Annotated in this window: 27 protein-coding genes and 1 pseudogene; 17 read left to right on the top strand and 11 right to left on the bottom strand. The window is 34.0% G+C overall.

All coding sequences use genetic code 11. From position 1 onward, the window contains the following. The first annotated feature begins 3 nt into the window (after positions 1-3). The 4 genes from panB to sasK all read left to right on the top strand — a co-directional run bounded on the left by panB (position 4) and on the right by sasK (position 2,768). Positions 4-822 carry a 3-methyl-2-oxobutanoate hydroxymethyltransferase gene (gene panB, locus IDG66_RS03845; protein ID WP_000860047.1) on the top strand — a complete coding sequence of 273 codons (819 nt, stop codon included), beginning with the start codon at positions 4-6 and terminating at the stop codon, positions 820-822. After that, positions 815-1,666, top strand: a complete 852-nt coding sequence (panC, locus tag IDG66_RS03840; RefSeq protein ID WP_000163742.1) for a pantoate--beta-alanine ligase — start codon at positions 815-817, stop codon at positions 1,664-1,666. The genes panB and panC overlap by 8 nt, the downstream gene beginning before the upstream one ends. A gap of 1 nt (position 1,667) precedes the next feature. Then, positions 1,668-2,051, top strand: a complete 384-nt coding sequence (panD, locus tag IDG66_RS03835) for an aspartate 1-decarboxylase (RefSeq protein WP_000621533.1) — start codon at positions 1,668-1,670, stop codon at positions 2,049-2,051. A 99-nt stretch (positions 2,052-2,150) separates the two neighbouring features. Beyond that, on the top strand, positions 2,151-2,768 hold the full coding sequence (sasK, locus tag IDG66_RS03830) for an LPXTG-anchored surface protein SasK (RefSeq protein ID WP_001838109.1): 618 nt from the start codon (positions 2,151-2,153) through the stop codon (positions 2,766-2,768). 97 nt (positions 2,769-2,865) lie between these two features. Here sasK and IDG66_RS03825 read toward each other — a convergent pair whose 3' ends face one another. Beyond that, entirely contained in the window at positions 2,866-4,548 is a 1,683-nt protein-coding gene (locus IDG66_RS03825) for a CocE/NonD family hydrolase (protein WP_001071579.1), read from the bottom strand. Between the two features lie 56 nt (positions 4,549-4,604). On the opposite strand from IDG66_RS03825, the pseudogene IDG66_RS03820 reads away from it, so the two are divergent. Further along, a pseudogene (locus IDG66_RS03820) lies at positions 4,605-4,713 on the top strand (hypothetical protein). Then, entirely contained in the window at positions 4,691-5,278 is a 588-nt protein-coding gene (locus IDG66_RS03815) for a TetR/AcrR family transcriptional regulator (protein ID WP_000151112.1), read from the top strand. The pseudogene IDG66_RS03820 and the gene IDG66_RS03815 overlap by 23 nt, the downstream one beginning before the upstream one ends. A gap of 80 nt (positions 5,279-5,358) precedes the next feature. Here IDG66_RS03815 and IDG66_RS03810 read toward each other — a convergent pair whose 3' ends face one another. Next, positions 5,359-5,808, bottom strand: coding sequence for a VOC family protein (locus tag IDG66_RS03810; protein WP_000125697.1), 450 nt, complete (start codon positions 5,806-5,808; stop codon positions 5,359-5,361). Positions 5,809-6,161: 353 nt separating this feature from the next. On the opposite strand from IDG66_RS03810, the gene IDG66_RS03805 reads away from it, so the two are divergent. Further along, positions 6,162-6,884, top strand: a complete 723-nt coding sequence (locus IDG66_RS03805) for an epoxyqueuosine reductase QueH (RefSeq protein ID WP_000606210.1) — start codon at positions 6,162-6,164, stop codon at positions 6,882-6,884. Positions 6,885-7,069: 185 nt separating this feature from the next. On the opposite strand, the gene IDG66_RS03800 is transcribed toward IDG66_RS03805, so the two are convergent. Both IDG66_RS03800 and IDG66_RS03795 read right to left on the bottom strand, forming a co-directional pair. Then, positions 7,070-7,345 carry a hypothetical protein gene (locus IDG66_RS03800; protein WP_000159837.1) on the bottom strand — a complete coding sequence of 92 codons (276 nt, stop codon included), beginning with the start codon at positions 7,343-7,345 and terminating at the stop codon, positions 7,070-7,072. A gap of 154 nt (positions 7,346-7,499) precedes the next feature. After that, a complete protein-coding gene (locus IDG66_RS03795; protein ID WP_000277419.1) occupies positions 7,500-8,564 on the bottom strand; it encodes a quinone-dependent dihydroorotate dehydrogenase in 1,065 nt (354 codons plus the stop codon). A 217-nt stretch (positions 8,565-8,781) separates the two neighbouring features. Here IDG66_RS03795 and IDG66_RS03790 point away from each other — a divergent pair, with 217 nt between their 5' ends. The 7 genes from IDG66_RS03790 to IDG66_RS03760 all read left to right on the top strand — a co-directional run bounded on the left by IDG66_RS03790 (position 8,782) and on the right by IDG66_RS03760 (position 14,654). After that, the gene (locus IDG66_RS03790; RefSeq protein WP_001005510.1) at positions 8,782-9,648 is read left to right on the top strand and encodes a fructosamine kinase family protein; all 867 of its coding nucleotides are present in this window, start codon (positions 8,782-8,784) and stop codon (positions 9,646-9,648) included. A gap of 338 nt (positions 9,649-9,986) precedes the next feature. Then, the gene (locus IDG66_RS03785; protein WP_000987949.1) at positions 9,987-10,265 is read left to right on the top strand and encodes a TIGR04197 family type VII secretion effector; all 279 of its coding nucleotides are present in this window, start codon (positions 9,987-9,989) and stop codon (positions 10,263-10,265) included. 14 nt (positions 10,266-10,279) lie between these two features. Then, positions 10,280-10,648 (top strand): hypothetical protein, encoded by a 369-nt coding sequence (locus IDG66_RS03780; RefSeq protein ID WP_000066356.1) that lies wholly within the window; start codon positions 10,280-10,282, stop codon positions 10,646-10,648. Next, positions 10,636-10,932 carry a DUF4176 domain-containing protein gene (locus IDG66_RS03775; RefSeq protein WP_000447709.1) on the top strand — a complete coding sequence of 99 codons (297 nt, stop codon included), beginning with the start codon at positions 10,636-10,638 and terminating at the stop codon, positions 10,930-10,932. The genes IDG66_RS03780 and IDG66_RS03775 overlap by 13 nt, the downstream gene beginning before the upstream one ends. A gap of 294 nt (positions 10,933-11,226) precedes the next feature. Then, complete coding sequence (locus IDG66_RS03770; RefSeq protein ID WP_103143651.1) at positions 11,227-12,333, top strand: NAD(P)/FAD-dependent oxidoreductase; 1,107 nt, start codon at positions 11,227-11,229, stop codon at positions 12,331-12,333. Beyond that, entirely contained in the window at positions 12,327-13,667 is a 1,341-nt protein-coding gene (locus IDG66_RS03765) for a nucleoside recognition domain-containing protein (RefSeq protein ID WP_000895196.1), read from the top strand. The genes IDG66_RS03770 and IDG66_RS03765 overlap by 7 nt, the downstream gene beginning before the upstream one ends. Before the next feature lie 96 nt (positions 13,668-13,763). Then, positions 13,764-14,654, top strand: a complete 891-nt coding sequence (locus tag IDG66_RS03760) for a CobW family GTP-binding protein (RefSeq protein ID WP_000706517.1) — start codon at positions 13,764-13,766, stop codon at positions 14,652-14,654. A 146-nt stretch (positions 14,655-14,800) separates the two neighbouring features. Here the strand turns inward: IDG66_RS03760 and IDG66_RS03755 are convergent, their stop codons facing one another. The 4 genes from IDG66_RS03755 to IDG66_RS03740 all read right to left on the bottom strand — a co-directional run bounded on the left by IDG66_RS03755 (position 14,801) and on the right by IDG66_RS03740 (position 18,001). Further along, on the bottom strand, positions 14,801-15,619 hold the full coding sequence (locus IDG66_RS03755; RefSeq protein ID WP_000448900.1) for an alpha/beta hydrolase: 819 nt from the start codon (positions 15,617-15,619) through the stop codon (positions 14,801-14,803). A gap of 19 nt (positions 15,620-15,638) precedes the next feature. Continuing rightward, the gene (locus IDG66_RS03750; protein WP_000836417.1) at positions 15,639-16,649 is read right to left on the bottom strand and encodes an amidohydrolase family protein; all 1,011 of its coding nucleotides are present in this window, start codon (positions 16,647-16,649) and stop codon (positions 15,639-15,641) included. A gap of 97 nt (positions 16,650-16,746) precedes the next feature. Then, complete coding sequence (locus tag IDG66_RS03745; protein ID WP_000161829.1) at positions 16,747-17,451, bottom strand: SDR family NAD(P)-dependent oxidoreductase; 705 nt, start codon at positions 17,449-17,451, stop codon at positions 16,747-16,749. Then, positions 17,444-18,001, bottom strand: coding sequence for a TetR/AcrR family transcriptional regulator (locus IDG66_RS03740; protein ID WP_001224187.1), 558 nt, complete (start codon positions 17,999-18,001; stop codon positions 17,444-17,446). Before IDG66_RS03740 ends, IDG66_RS03745 begins: the two co-directional genes overlap by 8 nt. Positions 18,002-18,132: 131 nt before the next feature. Between IDG66_RS03740 and IDG66_RS03735 the strand changes: the two genes are divergently transcribed. Genes IDG66_RS03735 through IDG66_RS03725 form a run of 3 tightly spaced genes read left to right on the top strand, consistent with a single transcriptional unit; the run spans position 18,133 to position 19,667 of the window. After that, complete coding sequence (locus IDG66_RS03735; protein WP_000055860.1) at positions 18,133-18,432, top strand: DUF2316 family protein; 300 nt, start codon at positions 18,133-18,135, stop codon at positions 18,430-18,432. 19 nt (positions 18,433-18,451) lie between these two features. Then, a complete protein-coding gene (locus tag IDG66_RS03730; RefSeq protein ID WP_001837228.1) occupies positions 18,452-19,273 on the top strand; it encodes an NmrA/HSCARG family protein in 822 nt (273 codons plus the stop codon). Between the two features lie 16 nt (positions 19,274-19,289). Then, positions 19,290-19,667: a VOC family protein gene (locus IDG66_RS03725; RefSeq protein ID WP_000616227.1), complete on the top strand. Its 378-nt coding sequence runs from the start codon at positions 19,290-19,292 to the stop codon at positions 19,665-19,667. Between the two features lie 162 nt (positions 19,668-19,829). Here the strand turns inward: IDG66_RS03725 and IDG66_RS03720 are convergent, their stop codons facing one another. The 3 genes from IDG66_RS03720 to IDG66_RS03710 form a co-directional block, all read right to left on the bottom strand. Then, positions 19,830-20,060 carry a DUF896 domain-containing protein gene (locus IDG66_RS03720; RefSeq protein WP_000697134.1) on the bottom strand — a complete coding sequence of 77 codons (231 nt, stop codon included), beginning with the start codon at positions 20,058-20,060 and terminating at the stop codon, positions 19,830-19,832. Between the two features lie 219 nt (positions 20,061-20,279). After that, positions 20,280-20,780 (bottom strand): hypothetical protein, encoded by a 501-nt coding sequence (locus IDG66_RS03715; RefSeq protein WP_010956664.1) that lies wholly within the window; start codon positions 20,778-20,780, stop codon positions 20,280-20,282. A gap of 197 nt (positions 20,781-20,977) precedes the next feature. Next, on the bottom strand, positions 20,978-21,547 hold the full coding sequence (locus tag IDG66_RS03710) for a TetR/AcrR family transcriptional regulator (RefSeq protein ID WP_001789900.1): 570 nt from the start codon (positions 21,545-21,547) through the stop codon (positions 20,978-20,980). Between the last annotated feature and the right edge of the window lie 111 nt (positions 21,548-21,658).

Here is a 21,658-nt window from a genome sequence, read left to right as displayed (position 1 = left end):
ACATTGAAAACAGTAAGTCAATTAATAGATATGAAACAAAAGCAAACTAAAATTTCTATGGTAACAGCTTATGATTTTCCAAGTGCTAAACAAGTGGAAGCAGCGGGTATTGATATGATTCTTGTTGGGGATTCACTTGGTATGACTGTATTAGGTTATGAAAGTACCGTACAAGTGACGTTAGCAGATATGATTCATCACGGTCGTGCAGTAAGAAGAGGCGCACCAAATACATTTGTAGTTGTTGATATGCCGATTGGTGCAGTAGGCATCTCTATGACACAAGACTTAAATCATGCTCTAAAGCTTTATCAGGAGACGAATGCAAATGCAATTAAAGCAGAAGGAGCGCATATTACACCATTTATTGAAAAAGCAACGGCAATTGGTATTCCTGTTGTTGCACATTTAGGATTAACACCTCAAAGTGTTGGCGTTATGGGGTATAAATTACAAGGTGCAACGAAAGAAGCAGCGGAGCAACTTATTTTAGATGCGAAAAATGTAGAACAAGCTGGTGCAGTTGCGTTAGTACTTGAAGCAATTCCAAATGATTTAGCAGAAGAAATTAGCAAGCACTTAACAATTCCAGTCATTGGTATTGGTGCAGGAAAAGGTACAGATGGTCAAGTATTGGTTTATCACGATATGTTAAATTATGGTGTTGAACATAAAGCGAAATTTGTGAAGCAATTTGCTGATTTTAGTGTTGGTGTGGATGGTTTAAAACAATACGATCAAGAAGTTAAATCTGGTGCATTTCCATCAGAAGAATATACGTATAAAAAGAAAATTATGAATGAGGTTAATAACAATGACTAAGCTGATTACTACGGTAAAAGAGATGCAACACATTGTTAAAGCAGCCAAACGCTCAGGAACAACGATTGGTTTTATCCCAACAATGGGTGCCTTACATGATGGACATTTAACGATGGTACGCGAATCAGTTAGTACAAATGATATTACAGTTGTGAGTGTATTTGTTAATCCATTACAATTTGGTCCAAACGAAGATTTCGATGCTTATCCGAGACAAATTGATAAAGATTTAGAATTAGTATCGGAAGTAGGGGCGGACATTGTTTTTCATCCTGCAGTAGAAGATATGTATCCAGGTGAATTAGGTATTGATGTCAAAGTAGGTCCATTAGCTGATGTGTTAGAAGGAGCGAAGCGTCCAGGGCATTTTGATGGGGTGGTAACAGTAGTTAATAAGCTATTTAATATTGTTATGCCGGATTATGCTTATTTTGGTAAAAAAGATGCCCAGCAATTGGCTATTGTCGAGCAAATGGTAAAAGACTTCAATCATGCCGTTGAAATTATTGGTATTGATATCGTTCGAGAAGCAGATGGTTTGGCGAAAAGTTCAAGAAATGTTTATTTAACAGAGCAAGAACGACAAGAAGCGGTACATTTAAGTAAAAGTTTGCTATTAGCACAAGCGTTGTATCAAGACGGTGAACGTCAAAGTAAAGTAATTATAGACAGGGTTACTGAATATCTTGAATCACATATAAGTGGACGCATTGAAGAAGTTGCTGTTTATAGTTATCCTCAATTAGTAGAACAACACGAAATAACTGGACGCATATTTATCTCGTTAGCTGTTAAATTTTCAAAAGCGCGTTTAATAGATAATATAATAATTGGAGCTGAATAAAGTGATAAGAACAATGATGAATGCTAAAATTCATAGAGCAAGAGTGACTGAGTCAAATTTAAATTATGTAGGTAGCATTACGATTGATTCAGATATATTGGAAGCGGTAGACATCTTGCCAAATGAAAAAGTAGCCATCGTGAATAATAATAATGGTGCACGTTTTGAAACATACGTAATAGCTGGTGAAAGAGGTAGTGGTAAAATTTGTTTAAACGGTGCAGCATCAAGACTTGTTGAAGTAGGCGATGTAGTCATAATCATGACTTATGCACAGTTGAATGAAGAAGAAATTCAAAACCATGCACCTAAAGTAGCAGTAATGAATGAAGACAATGTCATTATTGAAATGATTCATGAAAAAGAAAATACGATAGTGTTATAAAATAGTATAAGTTAGAAACCTCTAGTAGATAACAATGTAGTTATCCATTAGGGGTTTTTATTTTTATGCCAATTGGGTTAGCGTAATAGAAGTAAAGGTATTATCGTTGCAATTTTATCAGTGTTGATTTTTACGGATAATGCGAACGCCGAAAATAACAAGCCTGAAGGTGTGAATGAAAACAGCAATTTAATACCAGTTAGACAACCGGATGCAAATTATCCTGGGCCAGTTAGTGACATAGCACGTGTGAAAAAACTTGATAATTTAATAGATGGCACGAAAGATCCAGATGTTATCAAGCAGTTGAAAGATGATAATGAGGTGCCGAATAATGCGGTAAAGGCAAAAGATTCTAAAATAGTATCCGACTGCAGACATTTACTAAAACATCCAGATAATTTAATAGATGGCACGAAAGATCCAAATGTTATTAATCAGTTGAAAAACGCAAATGGAACATCGAATAATAGTGCTGTAAATCCAAGTATTAAAGCAAATGATATTCACACAAAAAGTAATAAACAAATGGCTAAACAACAAAGTATTCATTTGGATAGCAAGAGCAAGTCAGTACATAAGCAACAATTGAAAGAATTGCCAAAAACAGGAGTAAACAACGAAAGTAATACAGCAATAATGGCTTTATTTATTGGTTTAATATTGCTTGTAGTAAGTTTAGTGACAAGATTTATAAAATTAAATAGCCATCAATAATAAAAAGGGCCACACCTTGGTTTAAGATTCCAAGCGTGTGGCCTTCTCTTCTATCACTATGTCACTTTTAATCAAAAGCGACCGTAATTGCTGCATATCAATTAACGATAGGAATGATTAATTGTGAATCATATTTACCACCAGTATAAATCATGTGCATGCCTTTATTTACGGTTTCTTCATGTTCATAACGCGTTTTCATGCCAGGGGTACTATTACCAATTACAATTTCACTACCTTTTACAACAACTTCTAATGTTTCGCCTTGTTTAAATAGCGTGCCTGAAGGTAACAATTCGATTTCAACAGGTACAATCTCATCTTGTGACAACTTTAATTCTGTTTCATGTTTATGCCAAGGTTGCGCAATTGTGGATTTTTCTTGATCTAATTCACGATGTGATACGCGTAACCAACCGGTAGCTACTTGACCATTTTCAATATGATTAAAATCAGGGAAGTTAACTTCATTACCACGACGATCTAACTTTTTAATACCTGCAAATAAATCCATATCGTCTGAGTCTTTAGTGCTTACCCATAGTTTTAAGTTCATGTTTCCAACTAACTCAGTATCTTTGTCAAACGTATATTTAAAACTTACATCTTGTCGTTTATCTTCAGAGTCATATTGTGCGACATACGCGCTACTAATCTTTGCATGATTCAATGTGTGATTTTCAGCATTCAAATACAATGGTGTATATTCTGTGTTAGGTAAAGGGAACGCTGACGCTGATTTGAATTCGCCTTTATAAAATTGATCTCTAACTTCATAAATGACATGAGGCGTATCTTTCCAATCGTTATTTTCTTCTTTAAGGTAAAAATCAAAGAATGATTTTTGGCGTTCGAGATTTTCTCTAGCGTAGTAACTTTCCCACTCTTTACGTCCATGCACATATAGCCATTTTTCTTCTGATACAGCTTGTTTAAATCCTTCAAAAGAGCCACGGTTGTGCAAACCTTGTGTAGACCAACTAGCACATGTTAGTAGAGGTGTTTTAATTTGTGATAATTGCACTTGATGCTGTTTCCAAAAATCATCGAACAAAGGGTGTTCTTGTTGTGCTTGAATCAAGTCTTCGATATTTGGATTATCTGTCCATCTCGCAAAAATACCTTGAGTCCAGAAACGATAAAAGCCAGTATCCGGTATACCTCCATGAAAGGCTACTTCTCTATACATATCATTTAAGCCTTCCCAAGGAATCATTGCTTTTAAATGTGGTGGATTTAATGATGCGACCCACCATTGAGTCACCGCAAGATAAGAAACACCATTTGTCCCGATATTTCCATTACTCCATGACTGATTTGCTGCCCATTCAATCACTTCGTAATAATCTTCCGCTTCTCTTTTTGACCATGGAGATAAGACGCCTTTTGATTTGTCACTACCGCGTAATGCAACTTTAACTACAACATAATCATTTGGCACCCAAAATCCTGGGTCTGGTGATTCTTCAGGTGTAAAACTAGATGTCGGAATGGCGCCTAATGTTGGCCAAAGGGCACCCATATTGGTGATTTTAGGCTTATTATCTTTACCATAAGTATCTGCAGACATAACTACAGGGAATTTGCCATCTTTATTTGGTCTGAAAATATTAATATATAATTTTTCGCCATCGCGCATTTCCACAGTGACATCTTTTTCCATAATCATTTCTTGATTTCCATATTGAACACTGTCGACAACGATGTGGTTAATACCGGCTTTCACTTCATTGACATGAGTTACAGTTAATTTTGGATTTCCTAGTAAATGTTGGTTCATTGTTATCACCTTTTTCTGTTTGTTTGTATCACCTATATTAAACAGGTAAACATTGTGTGCCAATCATCAATGTTGGAGATTTGTAGGATAATGAAAATAACATTTATAATTGTTTATAATCATTGGGGAGGACTTGATACAAATGACTATAGATCGACGTATTAGAAAATCACAAGTTGCAATGAGAAATGCATTTATTGAACTTTTACATCAACACCAATTAGAAGAGATTACTGTGCAACAAATTGCAGATTTAGCTGATGTTAACCGTAGTACATTTTATACGCATTATTATGATAAGTATGATTTGCTTGAAAAATTAGAGGACCAGCAGTTGGAGGAAATAAGAGACTTCATTCATGATGAGAAGTTAAATGGAGCAGTTAAGTTATCCACGGATAACATACATCAAATTATGACCGTTTTAATAGAAATGATAGAAAAAGACATCGCATTTTATCAATTGATGTTTCGTATGGGTAAAGATTCAAATATCCACGAAAAACTTTATGATTTAATTATGTGTCATTTACAACGTTATAAAAATGAAAATGATCAAATTAATGGTATACCATTTTCTTATTTCATGAGTTATGTTTCAGGTGCGGGATTGTCTTTTATAAGACATTGGGTAGAAGATCCAAACCGTATAGACAAAGTTGACTTAATAAGGCATTTTAATACGATTGTCAATCAAGGGCCAGCAACGATAATTAAAAATATACAATAAAATAAGGCAAGCCATGAATCGAGAGTGGCTTGCCTTGCTAAATAACATAAGCTTATTAAATGATATCTTTATCAATAACATTATTGTTGGATTGCAGTATAGTCTTGACCATGTAACATCCAACGAACACCGTATTTATCGGTAAAGACGCCCATTTTGCCACCCCAGAATTGGTCAGCAAACGGTAATTCTATTTCAATTGAAGAATGATCTTTAATTTGCTCATAGAATGCTTCAACTTTATCAGCATCTTCCTTATTGTTAACATCATAATCAATTAATAATGATATGCCATTATTAATTTTGTCAGCGCGACCAAAAGAATCAGAACATAGCACTTTTACGCCAAGCACTTCAAACTCAGCATGCATAGTTGCTTCTTGCGCTTCTTCCTTAGTCATGCCAAAATGTGACGCTTGTTCTTCGCCAACTTCTAAACGTTTAACGTCAGTTGCACCAAATACTTCTTCGTAATATGCAATGGCTTCTTTTGAATTTTCAAAAGCGATATAAGGGAATAATGCTGTCATATAAAACACCTCAATGTATTATTTTTATTACTAACACCATGTTACATTAAAAAATGGCAAAAGTATAACTTTTACGATGAATTGAAGTCAATCTTTTGTAAAATACACGATAAATTATAAGATGAAATTGATTTAAATGAAGTAAACATATATATGACATACAAAAAATGAAAATGACACAGAGACGTATGTGTTGTTTAGTGTTTTAAAATTCAAGTTTAAAAAATGCTTTTAGATACATAAGGGATTTTCGAAATATAAATGCATTAAAATGAATTTCTAACTTTTTTGACTGACATTTAATATGAATCATATATAATAGAAGTTAATGATTAAATGTGGGAGGTTAAATCATGATTAATGCTGAACCTATTATCAGTAAAATGAAAAATCAAAAAATTAATTATGACAAGGTGTTGAAGAAATTAATCGGGCAGTGGGAAAGAGAAGCAATCAGACCTAAAATCTTATTGCATAGTTGTTGTGCACCTTGTAGTACATATACATTAGAGTTTTTAACACAATATGCAGACATTGCAATTTATTTCGCGAATTCAAATATTCATCCGAAAAATGAGTACTTACGACGTGCTAAAGTGCAAGAACAATTTGTGGAAGATTTTAATCGCAAGACTGGTGCGAATGTGAAGTATATTGAAGCACCTTATGAACCGCATAAGTTTGTGAAAATGGTGAAGGATAAAGAATTAGCTGATGAAAAAGAAGGCGGCTTACGTTGTACCGCTTGTTTTGAAATGCGTTTGGATATTGTAGCGAAAGCAGCTGTAGAACATGGCTATGATTATTTTGGCAGTGCAATCACATTATCACCTAAAAAGAACGCACAATTAATCAATGAACTTGGTATGGATGTCCAAAAAATATACGATGTGAACTATTTGCCAAGTGATTTTAAGAAAAGTAAAGGTTATGAGCGTTCCATAGAAATGTGTAATGACTATAATATCTTTAGGCAGTGTTATTGTGGATGTGTCTTTGCAGCGATGCAACAAGGTATTGATTTTAAAACAGTTAATAAAGAAGCGAAAGCATTTTTAGAACAATATCCAGATTAATCATTGGAAATGAGATAAAAGGCAAGAACGTATACATGCCATATCCCATTAAAAATTATCAAATAGAAACCCGAGATTTTAGTGAAATGAATCATACTAAAATCTCGGGTTATTTATATAATCGTAAATATTGTAGATATAATGAATAACTGGATCCTGAGACATAAAACAATGTCTCACTCTAATTACATCATTTTATGAACAAATCTTATAATTGCTAAAATGACAATGACAAGTGTTGAAATAAGTGAAAACACTTTAAACTTTTTATAGTCATTTTTCGTTTCATTTTCTCCTGTTTTCATCATTTCACGTAGCTCTTGCTCGATTTCTAAATCAAGATCTGTTTTACGATAACCATTCAAACCTTGACGTTCATCTTCTTCAGGTTGATTTTGTTGCTGTGTGTCTTTGTTGTCAGAAGTCGCTACTGTTTTTTTATTATCTGTTTCTTTAGTCATAACAAACGCCTCCGTTATAAAACGCTATATTTAATGATATGTGATATTTAAGCCATTATTTTGAAAAATGGTGATAAATATATCTTCTTGAGTTATATCATAATTTTAATAAGACGATTCAGCAAGTTTTAAAGTATTATTTGACTATGTTGGATTAGGCATCTAGTCCTATAATATCACTGACATTGTCAAAATGATGATCTTTTAAGTAACGTGCGATGCCTTTGTTCATTTTCTTAGTTAAACCTGGGCCTTCAATAACAAGTGATGAATAAATTTGAATAAGTGACGCACCGTGACGCATCATTTTGATTGCATCTTCAGTACTGAATACGCCGCCTGTACCTATAATTAAAAATTCACCATTTGTTTGCTGATAAGCATACTTAATCAATTTTAAATTACGTTCAAATAATGGACGACCACTCAAACCGCCTTCTTCGACTTTATTAGCAGAAGTTAAACCATCTCGTTGTCGCGTTGTGTTTGCTAAGATGATACCGTCAAATGTCTCAGTAATCGCTGGTAATAGTGCTTTTAAGCCATCGAAATCCATATCAGACGTTAGTTTTAAATAAATTGGCACTGTTACATCATGTTGTTTTTTAAATGTTGTCAAAGCTTGACATAACATTGAAAATTCATCTTTATCATGGAAATTTTGAAGGTTTTCAGTATTTGGAGAACTGATATTGACTGTGAAAAATGAAACGTCGTGTTTAAACGTATCAATGACTTTTATATAATCTTGATAACGCGCTTCATAAGGTGTCATTTTATTCACACCAACATTGATACCAACAGGTACTTGATAAGCATTTTTACGCAAATGACTGAGTGCTTTGTTCATACCAATATTATTGAAGCCCATTCGATTTATCAAGGCATCATCTTCTAATAATCTAAACATGCGTGGTTGAGGGTTACCCGGTTGAGGTTTAGGTGTGATACCACCTAATTCTAAAGCACCGAATCCAAGGTGTTCCAATGCTTTTGGTACTTCGCAAGATTTGTCGAAACCAGCTGCTAAGCCAATTGGATTGTCGTACGTATTACCTTGTATCGTTTGTGATAACGTTGGATTCTTATAAGTAAATAGTTTATCGACGACTGGGAATAAAACCGGAAACTTTTGTAACGTTTTTAATGCATCGATAGTTAGTCCGTGTGCTTTTTCGGGTTCGATTTTGAATAAGAAAGGTTTAATTAATTTGTACATGAGTATGCTCCTATTTCATTATATTTGAGGCTTACTATCCTCAACTTAATATATGTGAAATATATTCTTTTAATAGACTAGCATTTCCCTACATAATTTCCTAGTTAAAACTAAAAAGTTTTGAAAATTGACGCAAGTTTGAATAACGTTTTTAAGATTAAATCATCCTAATTAGGCAATATTATAGTATAAAGTAAGTAGATTGGAAGGTGTTTGTATGAATGAACAATGGTTAGAGCATTTACCTTTAAAAGATATTAAAGAGATTTCACCAGTGAGTGGTGGTGATGTAAACGAAGCATATCGAGTCGAAACAGATACGGATACATTTTTCTTACTTGTCCAACGTGGACGTAAAGAATCATTTTATGCTGCAGAAATTGCAGGTTTAAATGAATTTGAACGTGCAGGTATCACGGCACCTAGAGTAATTGCAAGTGGCGAGGTTAACGGTGATGCGTATTTAGTGATGACGTATTTAGAAGAAGGGGCTTCAGGGAGTCAACGCCAATTAGGGCAACTCGTAGCTCAATTACACAGTCAGCAACAAGAAGAAGGCAAATTTGGCTTCTCATTACCTTATGAAGGTGGCGATATTTCTTTTGATAATCATTGGCAAGACGATTGGTGTACCATTTTTGTCGACAAGCGCTTGGACCATTTGAAAGATGAGTTGCTAAATAGAGGGCTATGGGATGCCAACGATATCAAAGTATATGACAAAGTGCGACGTCAAATTGTGGCGGAATTAGAAAAGCATCAAAGTAAACCGTCTTTATTACATGGTGACCTATGGGGTGGTAATTATATGTTTTTAAAAGATGGACGTCCTGCATTATTTGATCCAGCACCATTATATGGTGACAGAGAATTCGATATCGGTATTACAACGGTATTTGGTGGTTTTACGAGCGAATTTTATGATGCGTATAATAAACATTATCCACTCGCAAAAGGTGCATCCTATAGACTTGAATTTTATCGTTTATATTTATTGATGGTCCATTTATTGAAATTTGGTGAAATGTACCGTGATAGTGTTGCGCATTCTATGAATAAGATTTTACAAGATACAACAAGTTAGTTATTACGTTAGATTGAGATAATAATATGCACAGATATTTTTACAATGAGAAGCGATACAGCTGCCTCAATAAAAATATTTGTGCTTTTTTATTGTTGGAAAATAAAATTTTAATCGCTATTGTTAATTTCTGTAATGTAAAACAAGGTTGAGTTGCAATAAAAGTTATTTTATAACTTTTTGTTCAATAAAATTCTAGGAATGATACATATTTATTGATACAATAATTTTGAATATAATCATAAAACAATATTTAAGTATAATTGAATGTTTGAATATCATATATTGATACAGTTTCTAATAATTTTAAAATAATTAAAATGGAGAGAGAGGTGTAAATGATGAGTACAGTTCAAAGTGATATTTTTAAGACCAATAGTGCATCATCATCTATTAAAAGCGCTGTTGAAACATGTAATAATGTGTCGAAACCGGATAAAGATGAAAGTACAACAGTAAGTGGAAATAATAATGCTCATAGTGTGATAGATGATTTGATGAGTAAGAATCAATCTGTTGCTGAAGCAATACGAACTGCGAGCGATAATATACAAAAAGTTGGTGAGGCTTTTGACCAAACTGACGTAATGATTGGTAATGAAATTGGTAAAAATTAAAACGTGGTGAAATGATGTCGAATAAACTGGATGAAATCAATAAAATAATCACAGCGAAACATAAGCAAATGGATGACTTATATGATGAAAAGCGAGAGGTTAAAGCATTGATAGATGAAAGTGATGCGCTTAATCATTCGATAGATCAATTATATCAACATTTAGGTGAGCGTTATTATAGTAGCAATATGGCTAGTCGTATGGAACAGTTCCGCGATGAATTTCATTTTGCGAAACGACGTTCAACGGAAGCGTTATACGAGCAGCAACAGCAAATTCAACATGGCATTCGTAAAGCAGAAGAAGAGATGATTGACTTGGAAATGCGAAGGAATGTTGAAATTGAGACGGTGACAAAGGAGGAAAATAAATGGAAACAATAGGAAGCATTATTTATTTAAAAGAAGGTTCGCAAAAGTTAATGATTATTAATAGAGGACCAATTGTAGAAATTGAAAATCAAAAGTATATGTTTGACTATTCTGCATGTAAATATCCGATTGGTGTTGTAGAAGATGAAATTTATTATTTTAACGAGGAAAATATAGATTCAGTTATTTTTAAAGGTTATTCTGATCAAGATGAGGTTAGATTTCAAGAGTTGTTTGAAAATATGAAACAAAATTTGGATAGTGAAATACAACGTGGAGAAGTTACACCCCAATAAATTTTGTAAAAATATGATTTCTGTCTCACCGCCAAAATGTTATCTCCAAGTACTGAGGCTGGATGATACCATGAAATGTCATTCATAATCATTTGAACTAACCGTAGCATCTTTAAATTTAATAAAAAAGACACATACCAACTTCCGAAATGTAGATGAATTCTCTACAATAACGGAAGTTTTTCTTTTAATATTGAAATTTCTCAAGGATAGGTCTATACTTTATAAATCGTAATTATTACGATTTATAGTCAAAAACAATAACTTGAAATAGATCATTGAGGGAGTGTTAATATGCAACATCATAAAGTGGCTATTATCGGTGCCGGTGCTGCAGGTATAGGTATGGCCATTACCTTAAAAGATTTCGGTATAACAGATGTCATTATTTTAGAAAAAGGAACAGTAGGACATTCATTTAAACATTGGCCGAAATCGACTCGTACGATCACGCCATCATTTACGTCTAATGGATTTGGCATGCCTGATATGAATGCAATTTCCATGGATACTTCACCAGCATTTACATTTAATGAAGAACATATTTCCGGAGAAACATATGCTGAATATTTACAAGTGGTTGCCAACCATTACGAGCTGAATATCTTTGAAAATACAGTTGTCACAAATATATCTGTAGATGATGCATATTATACGATTGCAACGACAACAGAGATATATCACGCGGATTATATCTTTGTCGCAACAGGTGATTATAATTTCCCTAAAAAGCCATTTAAATATGGTATTCATTATAGTGAAATTGAAGACTTTGATAACTTTAATAAGGGGCAATATGTGGTTATCGGAGGTAATGAAAGTGGCTTTGATGCTGCATATCAACTTGCAAAAAATGGCTCTGACATCGCACTTTATACTAGCACAACCGGTTTAAATGATCCGGATGCTGATCCTAGTGTTAGATTTTCACCTTATACACGTCAGCGACTAGGTAATGTCATTAAGCAAGGTGCTCGCATCGAAATGAATGTACATTATACAGTTAAAGATATTGATTTTAACAATGGACAGTATCATATCAGTTTTGATAGCGGACAAAGTGTGCATACGCCTCATGAACCAATACTAGCAACTGGCTTTGATGCAACAAAAAATCCAATCGTTCAACAATTATTTGTGACAACAAATCAAGATATTAAATTAACAACACATGATGAATCGACACGTTATCCGAATATTTTTATGATTGGTGCAACAGTTGAAAATGATAATGCCAAATTATGCTATATCTATAAATTCAGAGCGCGATTTGCAGTACTTGCCCATCTTTTAACACAGCGGGAAGGCTTACCAGCTAAACAAGATGTCATTGAAAATTATCAAAAAAATCAAATGTATTTAGATGATTATTCATGTTGTGAAGTGTCATGCACATGTTAGAAGTGAAATATGATATGAGAACTGGGCATTATACGCCCATACCTAATGAACCTCATTATTTAGTTATTAGTCATGCGGATAAACTTACCGCAACAGAAAAAGCGAAATTAAGATTATTAATCATAAAACAGAAGTTAGATATTTCATTGGCAGAAAGTGTAGTTTCTTCGCCTATAGCGAGCGAACATGTGATAGAACAATTGACACTATTTCAACATGAGCGACGACATTTAAGGCCTAAAATAAGTGCGACATTTTTAGCCTGGTTGTTGATATTTTTAATGTTTGCATTACCAATCGGTATCGCTTATCAATTTTCAGATTGGTTTCAAAATCAGTATGTATCAGCATGGATAGAATATTTAACTCAAACAACATTGCTCAATCACGATATATTACAGCATATATTATTTGGTGATTATGGTGTGCTATCACTTGGAACATATTCGCTCGTATGGGCATTGCCGGTTGTAATATTAATTAGTTTATCAACTGCAATAATTGATCAAACAGGACTCAAATCATGGATGATATGGGCAATTGAACCGTCAATGTTATGGATCGGATTACAAGGTAATGATATCGTGCCACTATTAGAAGGATTTGGATGTAATGCAGCAGCTATTTCACAAGCAGCACACCAATGCCATACCTGCACGAAGACACAGTGTATGAGTTTAATAAGCTTTGGTAGTTCTTGTAGTTATCAAATAGGTGCGACATTATCTATTTTTAGTGTAGCTGGAAAGTCATGGCTATTTATGCCGTACTTAATATTAGTACTTTTAGGTGGCATCTTACATAATAGGATATGGTTGAAAAAGAATGATCAACAACTTAGCGTTCCGCTACCTTATGATAGACAATTACATATGCCAAATATACGTCAAATGTTGCTGCAAATGTGGCAAAATATACAAATGTTTATCGTTCAAGCGCTACCTATTTTTATCACAATCTGTCTTATTGTTAGTATTTTATCACTAACGCCAATTTTGAATGTTTTATCACAAATATTTACACCTATATTATCGTTATTAGGCATCTCGTCAGAATTGTCACCAGGGATTTTATTTTCAATGATTCGAAAAGACGGCATGCTCTTGTTTAATTTGCATCAGGGCGCCTTATTACAAGGAATGACAGCAACACAGTTACTACTACTTGTGTTTTTTAGTTCAACTTTTACAGTGTGCTCGGTCACAATGACGATGCTTTTGAAACATTTAGGTGGTCAGTCAGCACTAAAATTAATTGGAAAGCAAATGGTGACATCATTGTCTTTAGTTATTGGTGTAGGCATCATTGTTAAAATAGTAATGCTGATTATTTAAAAAAATGAACTATAACTGAATATAGAGTCATGTCAGTCAATAGGAGATCTATCTTGGAATATGCTATTCATATGAAGTATAAGAGGAGAGTCGCAGATGAAAATAGTTATTATAGGTGGGTTTTTAGGTGGCGGTAAAACGACTGTCTTAAATCATTTGCTCGCTGAATCATTAAAGGAATCGCTGAAACCAGCAGTCATCATGAATGAATTTGGGAAAATGAGTGTTGATGGTGCCTTAGTATCTGAAGACATACCTTTAAGTGAACTGACAGAGGGGTGTATCTGTTGCGCAATGAAAGCAGATGTATCAGAACAGTTACATCAATTATATTTAAAAGAGCAACCAGACATTGTATTTATTGAATGTAGTGGGATTGCAGAACCAGTCTCTGTCTTAGATGCTTGTTTAACGCCTATTTTAGCTCCGTTTACAACAATTACACATATGATTGGTGTAATAGACGCAAGCATGTATAAACACATTAAATCATTCCCTAAAGACATCCAAGGCTTATTTTATGAGCAATTAGCATATTGTTCTGTCTTATTTGTTAATAAAATAGATTCAGCAGATGTTGAAACAACGAGCAAACTATTGAAAGATTTAGAAGTTATTAACCCAGAGGCCGATATACAAGTCGGTATGCATGGCAGCGTCACTTTGCCAATATCAGTTAGACAAATGACAGCAACTTCTGACAATAAACATAAGTCGTTACATCAAATGATTAATCATCAATTTGTGCAATCACCAGCCAAATGTACTAAAGCAGAGTTTATAAAACGTTTAGCATGCCTTCCGTCTCATATTTATAGGTTGAAAGGGTTTATGACATTTGAAGACACCGCACATACGTATCTCATTCAATTTACACAAGGACAATATGAATTAACACCTGTAGCATTTTCAAAAAAAGTGCCAGAATATTTGGTGCTTATCGGAAAGGGTATTTCAAAAGAAGACTATCAATGTTTGGAACAGTAGTGTTTTCAGTGGAAGAGAATGGTTAACATGCCTTCATGTATAATAACGAGTTGATTTGAACTTTTAAACGTAAACAAAAATAAGCTTGGTCAGCCATCAAATATAATTTGAAAACTGTCCAAGCTGTTTTATTAGAGAACGATAGATTAACCCCACATATTTAATAATACGTCAGCAAAGCCTTCAGGTTTTTGAATATAACCTAAGTGACCGCCTGGAATATCTACAATAGGTATGCTAGTTTCTTTGTTTATATAAAAGTTAACATCTTGTGGGAAGGAGCCTCTAGAATCTGTCCCATTTAGTAGGGTGATTTTATCGCTGTATTTTGTGAAATCATCCAAAGTAATATCTGAATGCGTATATTGTCTAATTTCAAATTCTGACCAGAACATCGTACGTTTGTACTGTTCTATACGTCCTTCTTCAGTATCAGCAGGTTGAGACATCATTTTTGCATCAATTGGTGCGATATTTAATGTTTCACCAAATGTTTTCATGCCTTTTTCTAAGCCTTCTGTTAAAATTTGATGCACAATGTCATCATTTTTATCTTTCCAATAAGTACTGTCTGGTAAAAATGTATTAATTGGTGGTTCATGAAATGCAATCTTTTTAACGACTTCAGGGTAATCTTTTAACACATGCATCGCAACGATTGAACCTAATATATAGACAGGTTCATCACTTAATGACTTTGCAAGTTCGGCAATGTCCTGTGCGTCGCGTTTGACACGATAATCACTGTCAGGGTTTGAAGCGGAATCAGGGAGTGGTTCAGTTAACTCGCTTTCTCCATAATCACGACGATCAACGGCTACAACAGTAAAATGGTCTTTTAACTGTTCTGCAAGAGGCAGAAAAATGTCTCCGGTACCGTTTGCACCAGGAATAAAGATGAGCACGGGTCCTTGTCCGACTTGGTGGTATCGTAATTTAGCGCCTTGTAATTCTAAAGTTTCCATATTCAATGACCTCCATTTGTTAATTGTTAGCTGATAAACCTAATAATTTAGCACCATTTGTATAACTTATTTTCTCTTTTTCTTCATCTGTTAAACCCAGTTCATCTAAAAATACACCTAATTTTTCAGGCTCAATATATGGATAATCAGCAGCATAAAGAATTCTATCAATACCTACTTCTTTCTTGACTAAATCAAACTGTGGCTTCGTTAACATGCCACTCGGTGTGATATAAAAATTATTTTTAAAGTAATAGCTTACAGGGTGGTTCAAATGTTCAGCGAATAAAGCTTCATCCATACGTTCTAAGAAGAATGGGATAAACTCACCCCAATGTCCAATAATCATATTTAACTTTGGATAACGATCAAAAATACCAGATAATACTAGATGTATTGCATGAATACCGACATCAATGTGCCAACCATAACCAAAACAAGCAAATGTTGCCGCAGTTACTTCAGGATAATTTCCTTTATAGTATGATTGATAAATGTCACTGTTAACTGGCGCGGGATGTAGATAAATCGGTACGTCTAAATTTTCAGCTGTTTTGAAAATAATGTCATATTTGTCTTGATCAAGAAAACCATCTTGTGCACGTCCCATAATGAGCGCACCTTTGAATCCTAAATCATTGATGCAACGTTCGAATTCTCGCGCTGCGGCTTCAGGCTCATTGATAGGTAAAGTTGCAAAGCCTACAAAGCGATTGGGATATTGTGCAATATAGTTTGCCAATTGATCATTTGCTTTTTGACATAATTCAATGGCTTTCTGACCAACCAAATTTGAAGGAGAACCATTTCCATAAGATAAGACTTGAATTTGAACGTCTTGATTATTCATAAATTGGATACGTTCATCATGATGTGATAATTCGTCGGCATTTGTAAAACCTGTCTTTTTTTCAAGGCCTTCTAACATTACTTTCATCGGTACACCTTTAGGATCTGCTGATATCGCATTCATCGTTTCTTTTTGAATATCTTCAATGACATAATGTTCTTCAAACGTAATACTTTTCATTTACTTCGCCTCCATATTGTATTGCATGTTTATTGCATCTATTGCAGAAGCATTTTTTATATACCTCTAATTTCAATGTTTGTAACATAAAATTGATCTACCAAGGCATCTCTCCATCGCCATTAATAAATGTACCTGTTGGGCCATCTGCACCAATCGTTGCTAATTGAATGATTGGCTTGATTCCTTCAGAAACGTGTTTGGAATTATTACTAAAATCACCAACTAAATCAGTATTTGTAGCGCCTGGATCAGCAGCATTGATTTGCATGTTAGGTAATCCTTTAGCGTATTGTAGCGTTAGCATTGTTACTGCCGATTTAGACGAACAATAAGCTAATGAATTCACTTTAGATTCAGCTGTTTCGGGGTTTGTAACCATTCCAAATGAACCTAAACCACTTGATACGTTGACGACAACAGGTTGTTCAGATTTTTCTAAGAGAGGGACGAATGTATTCATCATTCGTACGATACCGAATACATTCGTTTGATATACTTCTTCAACGTCACGAGGTGTCAATTTGGAAGGTGCTGAAAATTGACCAGATATACCTGCATTGTTAATGAGGATATCAAGACGGCCTTCTTTTTCAGCAATCATGTTATAAGCATTTTTGACTGAGTAGTCACTTGTAACATCTAACTGTACATAATGAACACCTAATTTTTGTGATGCTTGTTGTCCTCTTACATCATTCCGAGAACCTATATAAACTTTGTAACCCAATGCTTTAAGTGCCTCTGCACTTGCATAGCCTAACCCTTTATTGCCTCCTGTGATTAACACAATTTTAGTCATTACGTTCCACCTCATCTAAATAAATGTTTAATAAATAATTTCTGTACGCTTCAATTGAAATATGGCGATGCTCTATTTGGAAGGCAAATACACTAGTTGATAATGATTGCAACAGCATATCTGTTTTGAACTTCGTGTAAGTGTCGTCATCGCTTTTAAATAAGTCATAATAAAAATCAAATAATTCTTGATAAAATGCGCTTTGGTAAAAACGTAATTTATTGTTGCCTGCTTCAATACATTGCAGTAGTGCCTTATTATCGATTTTAAATTGTAAAAGATAATCTAACGACACTTGCATAACCTCATAATTAGAATGATAGTCATCTTTAATTTGCTTAAAATGAGTGATAAAAATATCAAGGTCTCTTTGTATGACGTAGTAGCATAAATCGCTTTTATCTTTGAAATGTCGATACAATGTCCCCATACCGATACCTAGTTCTTTAGCAATACGATTCATACTAATGTTTTCAACGCCTTCTTCATCAAAAAGTTTGTGCGCTATTTCTTCAATTCGTTGCCTATTCTCTTTTGCATCTTTTCGCATGATTACACCTACTTAAAATTCTCTAAAATTGACAAACGGATAACTCTCCGTTTATTATAAAACGTGTTAAGAAAGATAGCAATGAATTTGCAAAGTGCTGTAAATATTTAAAAAAGAAAAGAGTGTTGCATATGTCTTTAAATAAAGAGCAAAGACGCATTACGTGCGAAGAGTTGCAAGCACATTTTGAAGAATCTACCTTATCGGTTCAAATGATTGCTGAAAAACTGAATGTCACTACAGAAGATGTGGAAAAAGTATTAGCTATGACAGCGCCACTAGGCATTTTTAGTCATCAATTACAACGATTTATTCATTTAGTATGGGATGTCAGAGATGTAATAAACGACAATATTAAAGGAAATGGACAAACACCAGAACCATATACGTATTTAAAAGGTGAAAAAGAGGACTATTGGTTTTTAAGATAAAAAGAGGAGTGGATCTAAAATGAAAGATATTTTAGTAATAGGCGCAACAGGGAAGCAAGGTAATGCAGTTGTAAAACAGTTGTTAGAGGATGGATGGTATGTAAGTGCATTAACTAGAAATAAGAATAATCGTAAACTTTCAGACATAGGACATCCGCATTTATCAATCGTTGAAGGTGATCTGAGTGATAATGTTAGTTTGCAATCAGCGATGAAAGGTAAGTATGGCTTATACAGTATTCAGCCAATCGTTAAAGATGATGTTAGCGAAGAATTAAGACAAGGTATGAAGATAATTGAAATAGCTGAGCAAGAAAATATTCAACATATTGTGTATAGTACTGCGGGAGGGGTTAATCGAAATCGAACTGGCCCACACTTTGAAGTACTAGCAAAAATAGAAAATAGATTAATGGAATCTAATATAAATGCAACAGTTATCAAACTATCATTCTTTATGGATAATTTTTTACGCATTGCTAAAGTCGAAGATGAACGTATTACATTACCAGAATTTATTAATCCGAATATAAAATTCACAATGATTTCTTCTATTGATATAGCTAAAATTGCATCGTATATTTTTGCACATCCACAAAGCTTTACGCATCAATCAATAGAGATTGGTTCCGATGAAGTTACATTAAGTGAAGCAGCAACAATTTTTAGTGAAGTGACAGGTAAATCTACTGTTATAGAAGGAGAATTTGTTAGTGGTGTTGCAGAAAAGCAATGGTTGGAAGAAAAAGGTTATGAAGTAGACTTTGAATTAATGGCTGAAATAAATCCAACAAGATTATCATTAAGTGATTGGCTTAAAGTCCAAAACTATAATAAGTAATGAATGGGGTGCAATCATGATTCAATCAATGTGGTTTAATTTGCATGTGCAAGATTTAGAAAAGAGCGCACAGTTTTATAAAGCGTTAGGATTTAAAATAAATAGAAACCCACAAATGTTAGATAAAATGGTCGGCATTCAAATAGGTCAAACAACCGTAATTTTAATAGAAAACAAGCATTTTCAAAATGTAAGTCAGCAAAGCCTTAATACTGAACCAAATGAAGTGATGATTTCTCTAGGTGTGAACACAAATGAAGAAGTTGACCAGTTGGTGAATAAAGTGAAAGAAGCGGGTGGCACAGTCGTTCAAGAACCAACAGTAAGCCAAGGGTTTTATGGTGCAATGTTCAAAGATCTTGATGGACACCATTTTAATTTTTTGGTCTGCTAAAATGAAATTCTCAAAAGAATAAATAAAAAGCCCATACAAAGATGAAGGTTTAATGTGCACATGTCGTAAGAGACATGGTGGACACATTAGTGTCTTCAATCAGTATGGGCTTTGTTTATGAGGTCAGTTGGCACCTTAAGTGCAATACCTCGTGAGCAAATATTAATTTTGAATATAACCGTATTGTTGGCGAAGATCATACACTTTATCTGGTGTGACATCCTGACCGATTGGATCAACCACTTTTATTGTGGAAAATGTTGTTAATACTTGTCCTCGGATCATGCTTAAGTAGTCTTGACGCAATGCATGTTGTTCTTGTTTTTCAGCTACAGTAAGTGGTTGGACTTTTTCTTTATTTGCAAGTTCATTAATTCTATCTAAAATTTTCATATTGTCATATCCTCCTTAGAATCAAGTGTTGATATATTTTGAGTTTATTTCTATAAGATAATTTATCAACACATCCAGTAATGTTTTTAGTTTCTCGGTCTTTTGACCAGCAGATTTTTGGAATTAAAATAAGGGGTTTGAGACACGATTTTAATAGTAGTACGATGGCAAAGTGATGTTATTGAAGTGTCGTTTGATATACATGTCTGCAATGTTGTTTTATAAGACAGGATGACGTAACTGAGCAAAGAAATGAGCATTGTCGAATGACATCGTGTGTCTTATTAAAATTGCAATGGGCATAGCATAGGTATATTCACAGTCGATTTTCTTGATTTCTACAGTATCATAATACGTAATGTAAAAGTTATACGACAGTCGATAGTCGATTCGCTTTTTACCACGAGCATTTATTATGCGTTGCTTCAACGTCGACTTCAATTTACTTATAATGAATGTCATTAGACTCTGCCTATTCTGATTAATATTTAATATATTATGCGTGCGTTCAAACCCCTGAGGTTCATCTGTCTCGCTCACGTCAATCCCTCCTATCTTAGTATTTAAACAACGTATATCAACTATGCAACATGTGTTGTTTAGACATACTATACTACTATGTTGTACGTTTGCCAATAAACACGCACATATCATTTGTTGCCTAAACAACATATTGTCTGAAGTGTTGTTTAAGTACGCAAAAACAAAAATGCTTGTCACTAAAATCTATATGTTTTAATGACAAGCTTATTTTCATTCAGTTAACGACTGCTAATATGACATTGTAGAGTATAGGACGTTGATTTATGTCCTAGACACGGCTAATCAATCGTAATACGTTAAATTTTATTGTGTGTACAAGTATGAACCTAAGTCACATAGTGATTTCAAGATGCATGACTAAATACCAAGTTTTATTAAAAATGTGCTATATGATGAATTAAAAATGGAAGGTTGCGATCGATAAACACATCGGCTGTCTCTTGACTCGTGTTAAACCAATGTAATGCTAAGCCTGAGATACCAGCTGCTAAAAAACTCGCACTATTTACAATGATATCTCGTTGATGCTCCGGATAGCTGTTTTCTAACATAATCGCAAAAATATCTTCTAATTCATTATTAATACGTTGATGTGCTTTGTTGCAAAATGCTTCACTATTTAATTCGCAAGACTTTGCAGCATCTTTGATATAACTCGCAATTGAAATGAAAATATTACGCAGAACCTTTTCATTAATGACATTAGAAATGCTCAAATTATCATTCAAGTCTTTTAAAATGGTTACAGATAATGTGTAGTCTAGGAGGTCTTCTTTATCAGTGAAATGAGCGTAAAATGTTGCACGATTTAGCGTAGCAATATCAGTGATATCTTTAACTGTAATTTGAGATAATTTCTTTTCTCTAGAAATTTTAAGAAAAGCATCGACAAGCAATTGTTTGGTTCTAACGATTCTTGGATCTATGGATTTACTTTCCATCATTTGTTCACTACCTAACATCTGTTGTTTTAACACTTATTATCAGTATCTTCTATTATATTGTCAATTGTGTTGATGATATATAAGTGCTGATACGCTCCTAACAAATAATGT

Source organism: Staphylococcus sp. EG-SA-18 (genome assembly GCF_017151825.1).
Classification (GTDB): domain Bacteria; phylum Bacillota; class Bacilli; order Staphylococcales; family Staphylococcaceae; genus Staphylococcus; species Staphylococcus aureus.
Note: the sequence above shows the minus strand (reverse complement) of the source record. Positions and strands in the feature narration are given on the sequence as shown.